This is a genomic window from Pseudomonas corni, from assembly GCF_057128765.1.
The window spans coordinates 655,875-672,984 of sequence record NZ_JBSKHW010000002.1; the positions used below are offsets into that span (position 1 = coordinate 655,875).

General features: G+C 57.6%; 14 protein-coding genes. 6 read left to right on the plus strand and 8 right to left on the minus strand.

The window, feature by feature from the left end:
* Nucleotides 1-6: 6 nt before the first annotated feature.
* Nucleotides 7-2,643, plus strand: a complete 2,637-nt coding sequence (locus ACWKV9_RS06670) for an MGH1-like glycoside hydrolase domain-containing protein (protein WP_483835278.1) — start codon at nucleotides 7-9, stop codon at nucleotides 2,641-2,643.
* Between the two features lie 115 nt (nucleotides 2,644-2,758).
* Nucleotides 2,759-3,895: an MFS transporter gene (locus tag ACWKV9_RS06675; protein ID WP_483835279.1), complete on the plus strand. Its 1,137-nt coding sequence runs from the start codon at nucleotides 2,759-2,761 to the stop codon at nucleotides 3,893-3,895.
* Between the two features lie 173 nt (nucleotides 3,896-4,068).
* Here ACWKV9_RS06675 and ACWKV9_RS06680 read toward each other — a convergent pair whose 3' ends face one another.
* The 4 genes from ACWKV9_RS06680 to glyQ are packed head-to-tail and all read right to left on the minus strand — an operon-like array spanning nucleotide 4,069 to nucleotide 8,466.
* Nucleotides 4,069-4,839, minus strand: a complete 771-nt coding sequence (locus ACWKV9_RS06680) for a lysophospholipid acyltransferase family protein (protein WP_483835280.1) — start codon at nucleotides 4,837-4,839, stop codon at nucleotides 4,069-4,071.
* Nucleotides 4,840-4,894: 55 nt separating this feature from the next.
* Entirely contained in the window at nucleotides 4,895-5,446 is a 552-nt protein-coding gene (gene gmhB / locus ACWKV9_RS06685) for a D-glycero-beta-D-manno-heptose 1,7-bisphosphate 7-phosphatase (RefSeq protein WP_483835281.1), read from the minus strand.
* Between the two features lie 15 nt (nucleotides 5,447-5,461).
* Entirely contained in the window at nucleotides 5,462-7,516 is a 2,055-nt protein-coding gene (gene glyS, locus ACWKV9_RS06690) for a glycine--tRNA ligase subunit beta (RefSeq protein ID WP_483835282.1), read from the minus strand.
* Nucleotides 7,513-8,466 (minus strand): glycine--tRNA ligase subunit alpha, encoded by a 954-nt coding sequence (glyQ, locus tag ACWKV9_RS06695; protein WP_331188299.1) that lies wholly within the window; start codon nucleotides 8,464-8,466, stop codon nucleotides 7,513-7,515. Before glyQ ends, glyS begins: the two co-directional genes overlap by 4 nt.
* Before the next feature lie 81 nt (nucleotides 8,467-8,547).
* On the opposite strand from glyQ, the gene ACWKV9_RS06700 reads away from it, so the two are divergent.
* Both ACWKV9_RS06700 and ACWKV9_RS06705 read left to right on the plus strand, forming a co-directional pair.
* The gene (locus ACWKV9_RS06700; RefSeq protein ID WP_483835283.1) at nucleotides 8,548-9,111 is read left to right on the plus strand and encodes a DNA-3-methyladenine glycosylase I; all 564 of its coding nucleotides are present in this window, start codon (nucleotides 8,548-8,550) and stop codon (nucleotides 9,109-9,111) included.
* Nucleotides 9,112-9,269: 158 nt separating this feature from the next.
* Nucleotides 9,270-10,157, plus strand: coding sequence for a lysophospholipid acyltransferase (locus ACWKV9_RS06705; RefSeq protein WP_483835284.1), 888 nt, complete (start codon nucleotides 9,270-9,272; stop codon nucleotides 10,155-10,157).
* A 116-nt stretch (nucleotides 10,158-10,273) separates the two neighbouring features.
* Here ACWKV9_RS06705 and trkA read toward each other — a convergent pair whose 3' ends face one another.
* The 4 genes from trkA to def form a co-directional block, all read right to left on the minus strand.
* The gene (gene trkA, locus ACWKV9_RS06710; RefSeq protein ID WP_483835285.1) at nucleotides 10,274-11,647 is read right to left on the minus strand and encodes a Trk system potassium transporter TrkA; all 1,374 of its coding nucleotides are present in this window, start codon (nucleotides 11,645-11,647) and stop codon (nucleotides 10,274-10,276) included.
* Nucleotides 11,648-11,755: 108 nt separating this feature from the next.
* Nucleotides 11,756-13,081, minus strand: a complete 1,326-nt coding sequence (gene rsmB, locus ACWKV9_RS06715; protein ID WP_483835286.1) for a 16S rRNA (cytosine(967)-C(5))-methyltransferase RsmB — start codon at nucleotides 13,079-13,081, stop codon at nucleotides 11,756-11,758.
* On the minus strand, nucleotides 13,078-14,037 hold the full coding sequence (fmt, locus tag ACWKV9_RS06720) for a methionyl-tRNA formyltransferase (protein WP_483835287.1): 960 nt from the start codon (nucleotides 14,035-14,037) through the stop codon (nucleotides 13,078-13,080). The genes rsmB and fmt overlap by 4 nt, the downstream gene beginning before the upstream one ends.
* A gap of 131 nt (nucleotides 14,038-14,168) precedes the next feature.
* Nucleotides 14,169-14,675, minus strand: coding sequence for a peptide deformylase (def, locus tag ACWKV9_RS06725; protein ID WP_483835288.1), 507 nt, complete (start codon nucleotides 14,673-14,675; stop codon nucleotides 14,169-14,171).
* 142 nt (nucleotides 14,676-14,817) lie between these two features.
* On the opposite strand from def, the gene ACWKV9_RS06730 reads away from it, so the two are divergent.
* Together ACWKV9_RS06730 and dprA are read left to right on the plus strand one after the other, a co-directional pair.
* On the plus strand, nucleotides 14,818-15,843 hold the full coding sequence (locus tag ACWKV9_RS06730; RefSeq protein ID WP_483835289.1) for a LysM peptidoglycan-binding domain-containing protein: 1,026 nt from the start codon (nucleotides 14,818-14,820) through the stop codon (nucleotides 15,841-15,843).
* Between the two features lie 124 nt (nucleotides 15,844-15,967).
* Nucleotides 15,968-17,095, plus strand: a complete 1,128-nt coding sequence (dprA, locus tag ACWKV9_RS06735; protein ID WP_483835290.1) for a DNA-processing protein DprA — start codon at nucleotides 15,968-15,970, stop codon at nucleotides 17,093-17,095.
* Nucleotides 17,096-17,110 lie beyond the last annotated feature (15 nt).

Genomic DNA, 17,110 nt, shown 5'->3' on the forward strand with positions numbered 1-17,110 from the left:
GTAAAGATGACCGCAGATGCCCTTCCGAAGACCATCCTTGAAACAACGGAGGGCCTGCGCTTGGCCGGTGAAGACGCGGCCCAGTGGAGAGAATGGGGACCGTACTTAAGCGATCGGCAATGGGGCACGGTGCGGGAGGATTACAGCGCCGACGGCAACGCCTGGGATTTCTTCCCCCACGATCATGCGCGCAGCCGAAGCTATCGCTGGGGCGAGGATGGTTTGGCTGGGTTCTCTGACCAGTCCCAGCATTGGTGCCTCGGACTGGGTTTGTGGAACGAGCGCGATCCAATTTTGAAGGATCGACTTTTTGGTCTGAACAACGCCGAAGGAAATCACGGCGAAGACGTGAAGGAGGTGTACTTTCATGTCGATGGCGTCCCGAGCCATGCCTACATGCGCATGCTGTACAAATACCCCCATGCTGCTTTTCCCTACGATGATCTGGTGACCGAGAACGCACGGCGCGGTCTGGAGGACGCTGAATACGAGATCCTCGACACAGGCGTTTTCAACGACAACCATTATTTCGATGTCACTATCGAATACGCCAAACATACCCCGGATGACATCTTCATGCGTGTCACTGTCGTCAACCGGTCCGACTGCTCTGCGCGGTTACACGTATTGCCACATCTTTGGGCAAGAAATACATGGAGCCTGGGACGGGACCACCAGCGCCCTACCCTGTCGCTGGATGGCAAAACAGTGACAGCGCGCCATCCGCAGTTATCTGAAAAACAGGCGACGGCTTGGGGCAAGCTGCCTTGCGAATGGCTCTTTTGCGACAACGAAACCAATGGCCCCAAATTATTCGGCACGCTAGGTACCGGGCCTTTCAAAGATGGGATCAACGACTATATTGTCAGCGCTCAGCCTGATGCAATCTGCCGCGACAAGGGCACACGTGTAGCTGCGCATTTCTTGATGCAACTGGACGGCTACGCCAGCGAAGTGATTTACCTGAGATTTGCCCCTGCCAACGCCGAGCAGGTCGACGCTCACGGGTTATTCACCACCCGTCTCAGAGAAGCTGACGAGTATTACGAAGCGCTGCAACAGGGTATGCAGGACGCTGACGCGCGCAATGTTCAGCGCCAAGCGCTGGCAGGATTACTGTGGTCCAAGCAGCTTTATTACTTTGATGTAAAAGCCTGGTTGGAAGGCGATCCCAATCAAGGACCACTGTCGCCAGACCGGCCGAAAATTCGCAATAGCCAATGGCAGCACCTGTGTAATTTCGACATCGTATCGATGCCGGATAAATGGGAGTACCCGTGGTATGCGTCCTGGGATCTGGCTTTCCAGGCTGTTGCCTTCGCCCTTATCGATCCTGACTTTGCCAAAGACCAACTCTTATTGCTGATCAAAGATCGCTTCATGCACCCCAATGGTCAGTTGCCTGCTTACGAGTGGCGTTTCGACGACGCCAATCCGCCTGTCCACGCCTGGGCGACATGGCGCGTCTATCAGATGGAAAAGGCGTTAAAAGGCGTAGGCGACGCCGATTTTCTCGAGCGAGTTTTCCACAAGCTGTTGCTGAATTTTTCCTGGTGGGTCAACCGCAAGGACGCTGAGGGACACAATATCTTTCAGGGCGGGTTTCTTGGGCTCGACAACATTGCGCTGTTTGATCGATCTGCGGCCATGGCACCCGGATACCAGTTGGACCAAGCGGACGGCACTGCATGGGTCGCTGGGTACGCGCTTGATTTGATGCGTATCGCGCTGGAGTTGGCCAAGCGCAACGAGGTTTACGTTGATATCTCGGTTAAGTTTTTTGAGCACTTCCTCTACATCGCAGGTGCGATCAACCAGGTGGGCAAAGATGTCCAAGGCTTGTGGGATGATGAGGACGGTTTTTTCTACGACGTCCTCCATCGTCCTGACGGCGCAAGTGATCCCGTGCGTCTGCGCTCGATTGTAGGCTTGATCCCGTTGTTCGCCGTCCGTGTACTGGAACAACGAGAACATGAAGGTTTGAAAGGGCTGCGTGATCGACTGCTTGGTTTCCTGCATCACCGTCCTGATCTGGCGCTGCTAGTTTCTCGCTGGACTGAACCGGGTAAGGGTAATCGCCTGTTGCTGGCTTTGTTAAGGGGGCAGCGAACAAAGGACTTGCTTAAGCGCATGCTCGATGAGAGGGAGTTCTTGTCTGAATTCGGAATTCGCTCGTTATCCAAATCTTACTCAGCGCGGCCCTTTAGCATGCACATCAACGGCGACAATCTCTGCGCGGATTATCAGCCAGCAGAGTCAGAATCGCGCCTGTTTGGCGGTAACTCTAATTGGCGGGGTCCGATCTGGATGCCGTTGAACTACATGCTGATTGAATCATTGCGTGAGTTTCATCGTTATTACGGTGAGAATTTTTCGGTGGAGTACCCAACCGGCTCGGGTTATCTGGCATCGCTGGATGAAGTAGCTGACGGAATAAGCGCACGGATTTGTAGGATGTTTCTGCGGGATGACATGGGAAATCGCCCATCTATGTCCGGTTATTCACAGCTACAAACTGACCCGCATAGCCGTGATCTGCTGTTATTTCATGAGTATTTCCATGGAGAAAACGGGCGAGGACTGGGTGCATCGCATCAGACTGGCTGGAGTGCCTTGGTCGCTTTGATCCTGCACCCTAAGTAGTACGAAATCGTTTGTCAGGAGCTTTTTTTCAACTTAAGGAGCTGTCCACAGGATGTCGTTTTACAAGTACAGAAAAGTTTTGGAATTGCCGAGAGTTCTGCCGGCAATTCTATTCATGTTCATCGCGGGTCTCCCCCTGACGATTATGAGCCTCACCCTAACGCTGCATGTGCTGACGGACATGGGGCGGGGCTATTTCGAAGCCGGGGTGGTTGGCACCGCCACTGCGCTTGGGTTTGCACTTGGCTCACCGGTGCTGGGACGCATGATCGACAAACATGGCCTGCGTCCTGTCGTAACGGTTTGCGGAACACTCTCGACTGTCGCTTGGGCCCTGTTGCCCTTTGTGCCGTTTTTGATGTTCATCGGCTTGGCGTTTCTGGCTTCATTGTTTACCGTGCCCACCGGCTCACTCGCCAGGCAGTTCGTGGCCACTCTGGTGCCTGAGGATCAACGTCGCCCGGCCTACTCGTTAAACATGATGCTAATGGAGCTTTCGTTCGTCATCGGCCCTACCGTGGGTATTTTGCTCATCACGTTGTATTCGCCCATGGCTACGCTGGTCGGCATTGGTCTCTGGCGTGCCGTGTCCTACGTTGCGTTGTACCGATTGAATTGGCCGACGCGCACGCCGGAAGAAATCTCGATTGAAGCCAAGCCTGTCCGACCTGCGTTGAAGACATGGATGTCAGGTCGTTTGATCTCGGCCTTGTTCATCAGCGCTGGCGCGTTGTTTGTGCTTTCCGGGACGGAGTTGGCATTGATCGCTGTACTGCGTGAAAACGGCCAGATCGGGTATACCGGGTACGTCATTGCCGCTATGTCGATAGCGTCGATCGCAGGCGGGTTCGTACACGGCATTGTTCATCGATCGCTGTCCCAGGCATCCCTGGCACTAGGCATGAGCTTGTTGCTTCTGCCAGTGGCGCTGTTCGATCAGAACTGGTGGATTTTAATGATCGCGCTGCTGCCGACCAACCTGTTGTGTACGCCAACATTGGCGGCAGGTTCTGAAACTGTGGCTAACCTGGCGCCATCTAACGTGCGTGGCGAGGCTATGGGCTTTCAAGATTCAGCCTACAGGGTTGGTCAGACGATGGCGACGCCACTCGTAGGACTTGCGATAGACAGTGTTTCGCCGAGTTCGGGATTCGTCGCGGCAGCGATGGGTGGACTGGTTCTGGTAGGAATGGCGGCGCTTTGCAATCTGTGGATATCCCGGCGACTGCTTACGAGTGATGGCCATTCGTAAACAAGGCCCAAGACCGGGATTCACAGCGCTCTGACACGATAAAACAGGATGGCTCAAAAAACTTATGCACGTTTTTGGCTCATTAATCGCTATATGAAATAAGTAGCGAAATTAACAAGTTACTGTGGATTATCAGCAAATTTACAAAAATGGTGCACAGGTTATCCACAAAATCACACAGGGGTTTTTTCCTGCGCGCCGATGGGCAGCGCGGGCGAACCCAATGCCTTTTGGGTTGCTTCATTCCATGCAGCTACGCGGTCATTCAAGGCGGCAATGGCACGTGGCCCGGCGCCCTCCGCATACATCGGCTCACCGATGACGACTCGAATAGTGCCCGCTTTCTTACCCCAACCTTCTTTGGGCCAATACTTCCCAGCGTTATGTGCGACAGGTAGAACCGGCAGGTCGGCGTTAACCGCCAGCGCCGAACCACTGCGTGAGAATTTTCCGATCTGACCGTACGGAACGCGTGTGCCTTCAGGAAAGATCAGGACCCACACACCGTCCTTCAAAAGCTCATCGCCCTTTTTGGCCACTTCTTTAAGCGCCGCTTTAGGGTTATCGCGATTGATCGCGATCGGGCGCAGCATTGCCATTGCCCAACCGAAAAAGGGCACGTACAACAATTCGCGCTTGAGCACCTGACTCAGCGGTTGGAAGTGCGCCGACAGAAAAAACGTTTCCCATGTGCTTTGATGGTTGGACACGATCACACATGGAGTTTTCGGCACGTTTTCCTGGCCGGTAACTTCAACTTTGATATTGAGCATCACCCGAGTCAGCCACAGCGCGCATCGGCACCAATAGACATTGATGAACCGATAACGAACACGAAATGGCATAAAGGGCGCGACGAAAAAACTCAGCGAGCACCACAGCAAAGCAGTGCTGCCTAAAAGCAGGTAAAAGAAGAAAATCCTGACTGCCCGCATCATCGACATAGAAGCATTTACCGTACGGGCGTTGCCCGAATCTTGCGCACCGTTGGGTGACCGGCTAGCCGTTCAACGAAGCGTTATTGTGAATAAGCTCTGCAGCAATCGCCGCCAGATCATCAAAAATCAGTGTGCCTGCAGGTATAGAGCCGCTGCGGGTCTTGCGACCTTTGCCGGTCATCACCAGAACAGGCTGAGAGTCGACGGCCAGCGCGGCCTCCAGGTCACCCTTGCTATCACCCACAAACCAGACCTCAGCCAGATCTACAGCGTAATGGCCGGCTATGGTGCGCAGCATACCGGGCTTGGGCTTGCGACAGTCGCAGCCCTCATCTGGGCCGTGCGGGCAGTAAACGATCAGACCAACCTCGCCGCCCTGCTCTGTCACCAAGGCACGCAAACGCGCGTGCATGGCATCCAGAGTGGCAATGTCGTAATAACCGCGAGCGATGCCGGACTGGTTAGTAGCAATCGCTACCGTCCAGCCGGCTTTGCTCAACCGTGCAATCGCCTCGATTGAGCCGGGAATTGGAATCCACTCTTCTACCGACTTGATGTACGCGTCGGAGTCTTCGTTGATCACCCCGTCCCTATCGAGAATCAGCAGTTTCACGAATCGCCCCCAACATCAGCTCAACAAGGAAATGTCGGCGACACCGAGGAACAACCCTCGCAGCCGCGCCAGCAAGGCATAACGATTGGCGCGCACGCTGGCGTCTTCGGCATTGACCATGACTGCCTCGAAGAAGGCATCAACCGGTTCGCGCAAGGCAGCCAGTCGTGTCAGTGACTCGCTGTATTGACGATCCGCCGTCATGGGCTGTACTGCCTGGTCCGCTTGTTGGATTGCCGAGTACAGCGAGAACTCGTTGGCGTTGTCGAAGTACTTAGGCTCAACCGTGTTGGCGATGGCGCCTTCGGCTTTGCTCAACAAGTTGGAAACACGCTTGTTGACGGCCGCCAGTGCTGCTGCTTCCGGTAGTTTTCGGAAGGTCTGTACAGCTTGCACACGCTGGTCGAAGTCCAACGCAGAAGCAGGCTGCAGCGCACGCACCGACAGGTATACCGACACGTCGACGCCTTCGTCTTCGTAGCGAGCACGCAGGCGATCGAATACGAACTCGAGCACTTGCTCCGGCAGACCGGCTGGCTTGATCTTGGTACCGAACTGCGCCACAGCAAATTGCACGGTCTTGATCAGATCGAGATCGAGCTTCTTCTCGATCAAGATGCGCAGAATGCCCAGCGCCGCGCGCCGCAGTGCGTACGGGTCTTTGCTACCGGTAGGCAGCATGCCAATGCCGAAGATGCCAACCAGCGTGTCGAGCTTGTCAGCGATGGCAACGGCAGCACCAGTTAACGTAGTGGGCAGTTCAGCACCTGCACCGCGTGGCATGTACTGTTCGTTGAGCGCAAGCGCAACGTCTTCCGGCTCGCCATCGGCCAAGGCGTAGTAGTAACCGGCAATGCCCTGCATTTCCGGAAATTCGCCAACCATTTCGGTCGCCAGGTCGCACTTGGATAGCAGGCCAGCACGTGCAGCGCGCTGGGCATCGCCACCGATACGAGGTGCGATGAAGGCTGCCAGTTTGGAAACCCGCTCGGCCTTGTCGAACACGGTGCCCAGTTGCGCCTGGAACACCACGTTTTGCAGACGCTGGTTGAACGTCTCCAGCTTCTGCTTCTTGTCTTGCTTGTAGAAGAACTCGGCATCAGTCAGGCGCGGGCGAACGACTTTCTCGTTGCCCAGCACGATCTGCGACGGGTCTTTGCTTTCGATATTGGCGACCGTGATGAAGCGCGGGAGCAATTTGCCGTCGGCATCCAGCAGGCAGAAATACTTCTGGTTGTCCTGCATGGTGGTGATCAACGCTTCCTGAGGCACATCAAGGAAGCGCTCTTCGAAAGAACAGACCAGCGGAACCGGCCACTCGACCAGCGCGGTCACTTCATCCAGCAGGCTCGGCGGCACGATTGCAGTGCCTTCGTACTCGGTGGCGAGCTCTTCGATGCGCTTGCTGATCAGCTGACGACGCTCATTGAAATCGGCCAGCACGTGGGCAGCGCGCAGGTCGCTGATATAGCTGGCAGGCGAAGTGATACGCACGTTTTCAGGGTGATGGAAACGGTGACCGCGCGACTCACGGCCTGCGGTCTGCGCCAGGATCGTGCAATCGATCACCTGTTCGCCGAACAACATCACCAGCCATTGGGTTGGACGCACGAACTCTTCCTTGCGGGCTCCCCAACGCATGCGCTTGGGAATAGGCAGGTCGTTCAATGAGTCTTCGACAATGGTTGGCAGCAGGCTAGCTGTGGTCTTGCCGGCAATGCTCTGGCTGTAGCGCAGTTTCGGGCCGCTTTGATCGATTTCGCTGAGATCAACGCCGCACTTTTTGGCGAAACCCAAGGCCGCCTGCGTTGGATTGCCATCCGCATCGAAGGCCGCCTGACGTGGCGGGCCATCGAGGTTAACGCTGCGGTCGGGTTGCTGGGTTGCCAGTTCGGTGATCAGCACGGCCAGACGGCGTGGCGCTGCAAACACTTGCTTGGCGCTGTAGGTGAGGCCCGCGGCCTGCAAACCTTTTTCGATACCGGCCAGAAAGGCGTCGCCCAGCACGCTCAATGCTTTGGGTGGCAATTCTTCGGTGCCCAGTTCAACCAGGAAATCTTGAGCACTCATTGCGCAGCCTCCAGCTTAGCCAACACTTCGTCACGTAGATCAGGGGGTGCCATCGGGAAGCCAAGTTTGGCTCGGGCCATCAGGTACGCCTGGGCCACGGAGCGCGCCAGCGTGCGCACACGCAGGATGTATTGCTGACGAGCGGTCACGGAAATCGCGCGACGGGCGTCCAGCAAGTTGAAGGTGTGCGAGGCCTTGAGGACCATTTCGTAGCTTGGCAGTGGCAGCGGTTGATCGAGTTCGATCAGGCGCTTGGCTTCGCTTTCGTAGAAGTCGAACAGCTCGAACAGTTTCTCGACGTTCGCTTGCTCGAAGTTGTAAGTGGATTGCTCCACTTCGTTCTGGTGGAACACATCGCCGTAAGTAACGCGACCGAACGGACCGTCGGCCCAAACCAGGTCGTACACCGAATCGACGTTCTGCAGGTACATCGCCAGGCGCTCGAGGCCGTAGGTGATTTCGCCAGTCACCGGGTAGCACTCGATACCGCCAGCCTGCTGGAAGTAGGTGAATTGCGAGACTTCCATGCCGTTGAGCCAGATCTCCCAGCCCATGCCCCAGGCGCCCAGCGTCGGCGATTCCCAGTTGTCTTCGACGAAGCGCACATCGTGGACCAGTGGATCGAGACCGACATGCTTCAGCGAGCCCAGATACAGCTCTTGGAAATTGTCCGGATTGGGCTTGAGCACAACCTGGAACTGGTAGTAATGCTGCAGGCGATTCGGGTTTTCGCCATAACGGCCATCGGTAGGACGACGGCTCGGTTGTACGTAGGCTGCGTTCCAGGTTTCCGGGCCGATGGCGCGCAGAAACGTGGCAGTGTGGAAAGTGCCGGCGCCCACTTCCATATCGTAGGGCTGAAGTACCACACAACCTTGCTCAGCCCAGTACTGCTGGAGGGCGAGGATCAAGTCTTGGAAGGTACGCACGGCTGGCGTAGGCTGGCTCACGAAATTCACCTGTACTGGGGGGCTGCGATTTAAAGAGCGGGAGTATACCCGATTCGACCGCGCCTCCACCCTTGGAGCCCTATGCCACGCTGCTTTTGGTGCAACGAAGACCCTCTTTATATGGCCTATCACGATCAAGAGTGGGGCGTGCCGCTGCGCGATGCGCAGATGCTCTTCGAGTTCCTGTTGCTCGAAGGGTTCCAGGCCGGGTTGTCATGGATCACGATTTTAAAGAAACGCGCCCGCTACCGTGAAGTCATGTTCAATTTTGACGTGCAGCGTGTGGCGCAGATGACTGACGCTCACATTGAGGCGCTGATGCTGGAGCCAGGCATCGTGCGCAACCGTCTCAAACTTAATGCCGCACGCCGCAACGCTCAGGCCTGGCTGAAGCTGGAAGATCCTGTAGCGTTCGTCTGGTCTTTTGTCGGTGGCACGCCGAAGATCAATCACTTTAAGGACCGCAGCGAAGTCCCGGCTATCACCCCCCAAGCTGAGGCCATGAGCAAGGCGTTGAAAAAAGCAGGCTTCACCTTCGTCGGTCCGACCATTTGTTACGCCTACATGCAGGCCACCGGCATGGTCATGGACCATACCGTGGATTGTGATCAGTACGCGGCGCTAGTAGGTAACGACTCACTGTAGGAGCGCGCTTGCCCGCGAATCGCGGTAGGTCAGCTACGAAGATGTTGGCTGACCCACCGCACATTGCGGGCAAGTGCGCTACTACAGATCAGCGGTTGTTGCAGCCCGGCCCATGGCTGACGGTTACAATACCCTCCTCATCGATTCAGGAGTGATCTGTGGATAAGTTCAAAGGCGCCATGATGGTCGGGGCGTTGCGGTTGTTTGCCCTGCTGCCTTGGCGCGCAGTGCAAGCGGTCGGTACGGCCATCGGCTGGCTGATGTGGAAATTGCCCAATCGTTCGCGTGAAGTGGCGCGGATCAATCTGTCCAAGTGCTTTCCTGAGTTGAATCCACAGGAGCTTGAAGCGTTGGTCGGGCGCAGCCTGATGGATATCGGCAAGACCCTCACCGAGAGCGCCTGCGCCTGGATCTGGCCAGCCCAAAAATCGATCAATCTGGTGCGCGAAGTCGAAGGCCTTGAAGTGCTGACTGCCGCGTTGGCATCGGGCAAAGGCGTGGTCGGTATCACCAGTCACCTGGGCAACTGGGAAGTGCTCAACCACTTCTATTGCAGCCAGTGCAAACCGATCATTTTCTATCGTCCGCCCAAGCTCAAAGCCGTGGATGACCTGCTGCGCAAACAGCGTGTGCAGTTGGGGAATCGGGTGGCCGCTTCGACCAAGGAAGGCATTCTCAGCGTCATCAAAGAAGTACGCAAAGGCGGTTCGGTGGGCATTCCGGCTGACCCGGAGCCTGCAGAATCAGCAGGCATTTTCGTACCGTTCTGTGGGACGGTGGCGCTGACCAGCAAGTTCGTGCCGAACATGCTGGCGGGTGGCAAAGCGGTGGGTGTGTTCCTGCACGCCATGCGGCTGGAAGATGGCTCCGGCTACAAAGTCGTGCTCCAAGCGGCGCCGGAAGAGATGTACAGCACCGACACTGAGACCTCGGCAGCGGCCATGAGTAAAGTGGTCGAGAAGTATGTGCGGGCTTATCCAAGTCAGTACATGTGGACGATGAAACGCTTCAAGAAACGCCCCGCCGGTGAGGCGCGGTGGTATTGATCCCGACCTTTAATCTGTAGGAGCGCGCTTGCCCGTGAATGCGGTATGTCGGTTTCAGTGATGTCGCCTGACACAGCGCAATCGCGGGCAAGCGCGCTCCTACAACGGTATTCGTTTCAGAAGAAGCTCAACCCCACCTGAAACAACCGCTCCACGTCCCGAATGTGTTTTTTATCCACAAGAAACATGACCACGTGGTCGCCCGACTCGATCACCGTGGCGTCATGGGCGATGAGTACATCTTCCCCACGAGTGATGGCGCCAATGGTCGTACCCGATGGTAAATCGATGTCGCGAATGCACCGGCCGATGACCTTGCTCGATTTCGAATCACCATGGGCCACCACTTCGATGGCTTCCGCCGCACCCCTGCGCAGTGAATGCACGCTGACGATATCGCCGCGCCGCACGTGAGCCAGCAATGTACCGATGGTCGCCAACTGTGGGCTGACCGCAATGTCGATCTCGCCGCCCTGAACCAGATCCACGTACGCGGGATTGTTGATGATCGTCATCACCTTCTTCGCGCCGAGACGTTTGGCCAGCAACGACGACATGATGTTGGCTTCGTCGTCGTTGGTGAGGGCCAGAAACAGGTCAGCGTTGTCGATGTTTTCTTCCATCAGCAGATCGCGGTCCGATGCGCTGCCTTGTAGGACGACCGTGTTGTCGAGAGTGTCCGACAGGTAGCGACAGCGCGCCGGGTTCATCTCGATGATTTTGACCTGATAGCGGTTTTCGATGGCCTCGGCCAGCCGCTCTCCAATGTGTCCGCCACCGGCAATGATGATGCGTTTATAGCTCTCGTCCAGCCGGCGCATTTCTCCCATCACCGCACGGATGTGCGCCTTGGCCGCAATGAAGAAGACTTCGTCATCGGCTTCGATCACCGTATCGCCCTGAGGAATAATCGGACGATCACGGCGGAAGATGGCCGCTACCCGCGTATCGACGTTTGGCATGTGTGCACGCAGTTGGCGCAACTGCTGGCCCACCAGCGGGCCCCCGTAATACGCCTTGACCGCCACCAGTTGCACTTTGCCGCCGGCGAAGTCGATTACTTGCAACGCGCTTGGGTATTCGATCAGCCGCTTGATGTAGTTGGTTACGACCTGTTCCGGGCTGATCAGGACGTCGACCGGAATCGCATCGTTGTCGAACAGACCCGCGCGCGTCAGATAAGCCGCTTCGCGAATGCGCGCGATTTTGGTGGGCGTGTGAAACAGCGTGTACGCAACCTGGCAGGCGATCATGTTGGTTTCGTCGCTGCTGGTGACGGCCACCAGCATGTCGGCATCGTCGGCGCCCGCCTGACGCAGTACGTGAGGGAAAGAGCCGCGGCCTTGCACGGTACGAATGTCCAGGCGGTCGCCCAGATCGCGCAGCCGGTCACCGTCGGTGTCGACCACGGTGATGTCGTTGGCTTCACTGGCCAGATGCTCGGCCAGCGTGCCACCAACCTGGCCTGCTCCGAGAATGATGATTTTCAACGGTTCACTCCTTGAATCTTGCGCTGCCCCGACCTCTGTAGGAGCGAACTTGTTCGCGAGGGACGTTCAACGGCGTCACCCCTTCGCCAACAAGTTGGCTCCTACAGATTAGCCCTGGCTAGCAGCGATCTTGATCAGCTTGGCGTAGTAAAAGCCATCGTGCCCGCCTTCCTGGGGCAACAACTGGCGGCCATGGGGTTGTTTCAGGCCGGGCGGTGGATTGCCGTTCTGGCCTGCGATGTCCAGCTCCCGTGCGCCAGAGGTCCGTGCGAGAAACGCTTCGATGACCTCGGTATTTTCAGTTGGTAAGGTCGAGCAGGTGGCGTACAGCAGAATCCCGCCGACTTGCAGCGTTGGCCACAATGCATCCAACAATTGGCCTTGCAGCGTGGCAAGTGCCGGGATGTCGTCCGCCTGACGCGTCAGCTTGATATCGGGATGGCGTCGGATAACGCCCGTTGCCGAGCAAGGCGCATCCAACAAAATGCGCTGGAACGGCTTGCCGTCCCACCATTGATCGGTCGCGCGGGCGTCGGCAGCGATGAGCTCAGCGCTCAGGCCCAGACGGTCCAGGTTTTCTTTCACCCGCACCATGCGCTTGGCTTCAAGATCCACAGCCACTACGCCCGCCAGTTGCGACTGCACTTCCAACAAATGGCAGGTTTTGCCCCCCGGCGCGCAGCAGGCATCAAGTACGCGCTGGCCCGGCGCCAACTCCAGCAGGTCAGCGGCCAGTTGGGCCGCCTCGTCCTGAACGCTGATCCAGCCTTCGGCAAAACCTGGCAGCCCGCGCACATCGACCGGCTCGGTCAACACGATACCGTCCTGACTGAACTCGGTAGCACTGGCCTGTATACCTGCGTCCAGCAGCAGTTGTAGGTACTGATCGCGGGTCTTGTGACGACGATTGACCCGCAGGATCATCGGCGGATGCGCGTTGTTGGCCGCGCAGATCGCTTCCCACTGCTCAGGCCAGGCGGCCTTCAGCGCCTTTTGCAACCAGCGCGGATGCGAGGTGCGCACCACCGGGTCATGTTCAAGCTCGATCAACAGCGCTTCGCCCTCGCGTTGGGCGCGGCGTAGCACCGCATTGAGCAATGCCTTGGCCCAGGGCTTTTTGAGTTTGTCGGCGCAGCCGACCGTTTCGCCAATGGCGGCATGGGCGGGAATGCGCGAATAAAACAACTGGTACAAACCCACCAGCAGTAACGCTTGCACATCGTTGTCAGCCGCCTTGAACGGCTTTTGCAACAATTTGGCAGCCAATGCTGAAAGCCTCGGCTCCCAGCGCGCCGTGCCGAAGGCCAGATCCTGAGTCAGGCCGCGGTCGCGGTCATCGACGTTGTCCAGCTGTTTGGGCAGCGAGCTATTAAGAGAAGCCTTGCCACCGAGCACGGCGGCGAGGGCTTTGGCGGCGGCTAGACGCGGGTTCATTGAGCGTCCACCGACTGGCCGAGCACGATGCCGATGGCAAATTTCTCGCGGCGGCTGTTGTACAAATCAGTGAAGTTCAGGGGTTTGCCGCCTGGCAGTTGTAGGCGCGTCAGGCGAAGAGCGCTTTGGCCGCAGGCGACGATCAGGCCTTCTTTGCTGGCGCTAAGGATTTCCCCCGGCGCGCCCTGCCCTTCGGCGACTTCGGCTGCCAATACCTTCAGCGCTTCGCCGCTCAGCGTGCTGTGACAGATAGGCCAGGGATTGAAAGCACGAACCAGACGCTCCAGCTCATCGGCAGGGCGTGTCCAGTCTATGCGGGCTTCGTCTTTGTTGAGCTTGTGGGCGTAGGTGGCAAGGGTATCGTCCTGGACTTCGTCGACCAATGTACCGGCCGCCAGGCCGGCGATGGCTTTCACCACTGCGGGCGGGCCTATTTCTGCCAAGCGGTCATGCAGGGTGCCACCGGTGTCTTCGGCGCTGATCGGTGTCGTGACTTTCAGCAGCATGGGGCCAGTATCCAGACCCGCCTCCATGCGCATGACGGTTACGCCGCTTTGTGCATCGCCCGCTTCTACCGCACGCTGGATTGGCGCCGCTCCGCGCCAGCGTGGCAGCAGCGAGGCGTGACTGTTGATGCAGCCCAGACGCGGAATATCCAGCACCACTTGCGGCAGAATCAGACCGTATGCAACGACCACTAACAAATCAGGCTTGAGGGCTGTGAGTTCTGCCTGAGCCGCTGCGTCGCGCAAGGTTGGCGGCTGCAAGACAGGGATCGCGTTTTGCAGGGCCAATTGCTTGACCGGGCTTGGCATCAGCTTTTGCCCACGGCCTGCCGGTCGATCCGGCTGGGTGTAGACCGCGATCACCTCGTAAGGACTGTCGAGCAGGGCTTTCAAGTGTTCGGCGGCGAATTCGGGGGTGCCGGCAAAGACGATGCGCAATGGCTCAGTCATGGGCTTCTCTTGGAGGAATATGGCTGTAGGAGCGCGCTTGCCCGCGATTCGGCAGGTCTGACATGACACGTGACCGGCACACTGCAATCGCGGGTAAGCGCGCTCCTACAATAGGGAGATGGGGGACTGACTCAAGCGTTCTGCTTGTGCAGTTTTTCGAGCTTCTTCTTGATCCGGTCGCGCTTGAGGTTGGACAGGTAATCGACGAACAGCTTGCCGTTCAAGTGATCGCATTCGTGCTGAATGCACACTGCGAGCAGGCCTTCGGCAATGAGCTCATAAGGTCGACCGTCGCGGTCAAGGGCCTTGATTTTTACCTTCTGCGGCCGATCTACGTTCTCATAGAAGCCCGGCACGGAAAGGCAGCCTTCCTGATACTGTTCCATCTCGTCGGTCAGGGTTTCGAACTCGGGATTGATGAAGACCCGCGGATCGCTGCGGTCTTCGCTCAGGTCCATGACCACGATGCGCTGGTGTACGTTAACCTGCGTCGCCGCAAGACCGATGCCGGGGGCTTCGTACATGGTTTCAAACATGTCGTCGACCAACTGGCGGACACCGTCGTCGACTACGGCCACCGGTTTGGCGATGGTGCGCAGGCGCGAGTCGGGAAATTCGAGAATGTTTAAAATGGCCATATACGTGAGCGCTGCACTTGTAGGGTAAAGTCAAAATCGGCTGCTAGGCTTGGGACGTCACAAGCGGGCAACCCTGATAAAAAAGAAGTCTCGCAGGACTCCATGATTCACGCGAAGCCAACATGATAAAGGGATTCACCGCATGAGGAAATCACTACTCGCCCTGCTGCTGTTGGCCGCGACAGGCCTTGTTCAGGCGCAAGTACAGTTAAAGGAAGGTCATCCAGAGCGTTATACCGTTGTCGCCGGCGACACGCTTTGGGGTATTTCTGGAAAATTTCTCAGTCAACCCTGGAAATGGCCGGAGATCTGGCGCGCCAATCCTCAGGTCCACGACCCGGACCTTATCTATCCAGGAGACGTTCTGACCCTGAGCTACGTGAATGGTCAGCCGCGCCTGACGCTGAATAGGGGCGAGTCGCGCGGCACTATCAAACTGTCTCCGCGCGTTCGCAGCAGCCCGGTGGCAGACGCCATCCCGATTATCCCGCTGGGTGCAATCAACGCGTTCCTGCTGAAAAACCGGATCGTCGATACGTCTAAAGAATTTCAGCAAGCGCCTTACATCGTCGGCGGTAACGCTGAACGCGTGCTCAGCGGCGCGGGAGATCGCATTTACGCCCGTGGCTATTTCGACCCGGAACACGCCAGCTACGGCATTTTTCGCCAGGGCAAAACCTATATCGATCCGGTCAGCAAGGAAGTGCTGGGGATCAATGCAGATGACATCGGCGGAGGTGACATCGTCGCCAGCGAAGGCGACATCGGCACTTTGCAATTGCAGCGCTCGACCCAAGAAGTGCGCCTCGGCGATCGACTGTTCGTAAGCGAAGAGCACGCCATCAACTCCACATTCATGCCTAGCGCCCCTTCGGCCCCTATCGACGGGCTGATCATCGACGTACCGCGCGGTGTTACGCAGATTGGTGAATTTGACGTAGTGACTCTTGATCGCGGCAGACGCGATGGCCTGAGCGATGGCAACGTACTGGCGATTTACAAGACAGGTGAGCACGTACGTGATCGCGTCAGCGGCGACGAAGTGAAAATTCCTGACGAGCGCGCAGGCGAGCTGATGATTTTCCGTACCTACGAACGCCTGAGCTATGCGCTTGTGCTGCACGCGACCAGATCTCTGGCGGTGATGGATAAGGTGCGTAATCCGTAACGCTATGTATCAGGTGCAACACGCTTTTTTCCACCGAAGTGCTTCACTTGAATAATTGTTGTCAACAGAGTTATCCACAGGTTGCTCCTCTTTTCCGGAGGGGCTGGAGATCAGGGAAGATCTTATGCCACTGCTTCAAAACGCTGCATCCTCGCCCGCCGAACTGGAGGCCCGCCTGCGTCTGCACAGGCTTCCGGAAATCGGTCCTAAACGTTTTCATAAACTCATCGACGCCTTTGGTGGTGCCAGCGCTGCACTCAGTGCTCCTGCTTCGGCGTGGCGTGCGTTGGGTATCCCGGCAGCCTCAGCAGAAGCGCGGCGCAATCCTGATGTACGCGACGGCGCCAGCGCTGCAATGGCGTGGCTAGAGCGTCAGGACCAACATTTACTGATGTGGGACGACCCGGATTACCCTGCACTGCTCGCTGAAATTCCTGATCCGCCACCCCTGCTTTTCATCGCTGGCAATCGCAGTCTGCTGGATCGACCGCAGCTCGGAATGGTCGGCAGTCGGCGTGCTTCCAAGCCAGGGATGGATACGGCTGCCGCCTTCGCACGCAGTCTGGCGGGTGCCGGATTTGTGATTACCAGTGGCTTGGCACTGGGAATTGATGGCGCTGCGCACCAGGGCGCGCTGGACGTCGGAGGGGCCACAATCGGAGTGCTGGGGACAGGCATTGAAAAACTTTATCCACAGCGGCACAAACACTTGGCGGCAGCGATGGTTGCCCAAGGTAGCGCTGTAATTTCAGAGTTACCGCTTGATGCCGGTCCTCATGCGAGCAACTTTCCGCGACGCAACAGAATCATCAGCGGCTTGTCCTTGGGCGTCCTGGTGGTGGAGGCCAGTGTCGCCAGCGGATCCTTGATTACAGCGCGTCTGGCGGCTGAACAGGGGCGTGAGGTGTATGCCATTCCTGGCTCGATTCATCATCCGGGCGCGCGCGGTTGCCACCAGTTGATTCGCGACGGGGCGACGCTGGTGGAGACTATTGACCACATCATGGAAGGCCTGCGCGGCTGGCAAGTATTGCCGCCCTCCAACGACGCCAAGGCGGCTGACCTTGCCCCGGTAACCAAACAAGTTGATCACCCCCTGCTGGCGTTATTGCATGCGGCGCCGCACACCAGCGAAGCGCTTGCAGCGTCCAGCGGCTGGCCGTTACCCAAGGTGCTGTCGGCGCTGACTGAGCTTGAGCTGGACGGATGCATCACCTGCGAGGCGGGACGATGGTTTGGCCGGGCGCCGTGAGGTTAAACTGGCGGC

Coding starts and splice junctions, on each gene's coding strand:
- dprA (WP_483835290.1), top strand. CDS start 15,968: ATGCCACTGCTTCAAAACGCTGCATCCTCGCCCGCCGAACTGGAGGCC.
- rsmB (WP_483835286.1), bottom strand. CDS start 13,081: ATGAACCCGCGTCTAGCCGCCGCCAAAGCCCTCGCCGCCGTGCTCGGT.
- ACWKV9_RS06700 (WP_483835283.1), top strand. CDS start 8,548: ATGCCACGCTGCTTTTGGTGCAACGAAGACCCTCTTTATATGGCCTAT.
- ACWKV9_RS06675 (WP_483835279.1), top strand. CDS start 2,759: ATGTTCATCGCGGGTCTCCCCCTGACGATTATGAGCCTCACCCTAACG.
- fmt (WP_483835287.1), bottom strand. CDS start 14,037: ATGACTGAGCCATTGCGCATCGTCTTTGCCGGCACCCCCGAATTCGCC.
- ACWKV9_RS06670 (WP_483835278.1), top strand. CDS start 7: ATGACCGCAGATGCCCTTCCGAAGACCATCCTTGAAACAACGGAGGGC.
- glyS (WP_483835282.1), bottom strand. CDS start 7,516: ATGAGTGCTCAAGATTTCCTGGTTGAACTGGGCACCGAAGAATTGCCA.
- def (WP_483835288.1), bottom strand. CDS start 14,675: ATGGCCATTTTAAACATTCTCGAATTTCCCGACTCGCGCCTGCGCACC.
- ACWKV9_RS06680 (WP_483835280.1), bottom strand. CDS start 4,839: ATGTCGATGATGCGGGCAGTCAGGATTTTCTTCTTTTACCTGCTTTTA.
- ACWKV9_RS06730 (WP_483835289.1), top strand. CDS start 14,818: ATGAGGAAATCACTACTCGCCCTGCTGCTGTTGGCCGCGACAGGCCTT.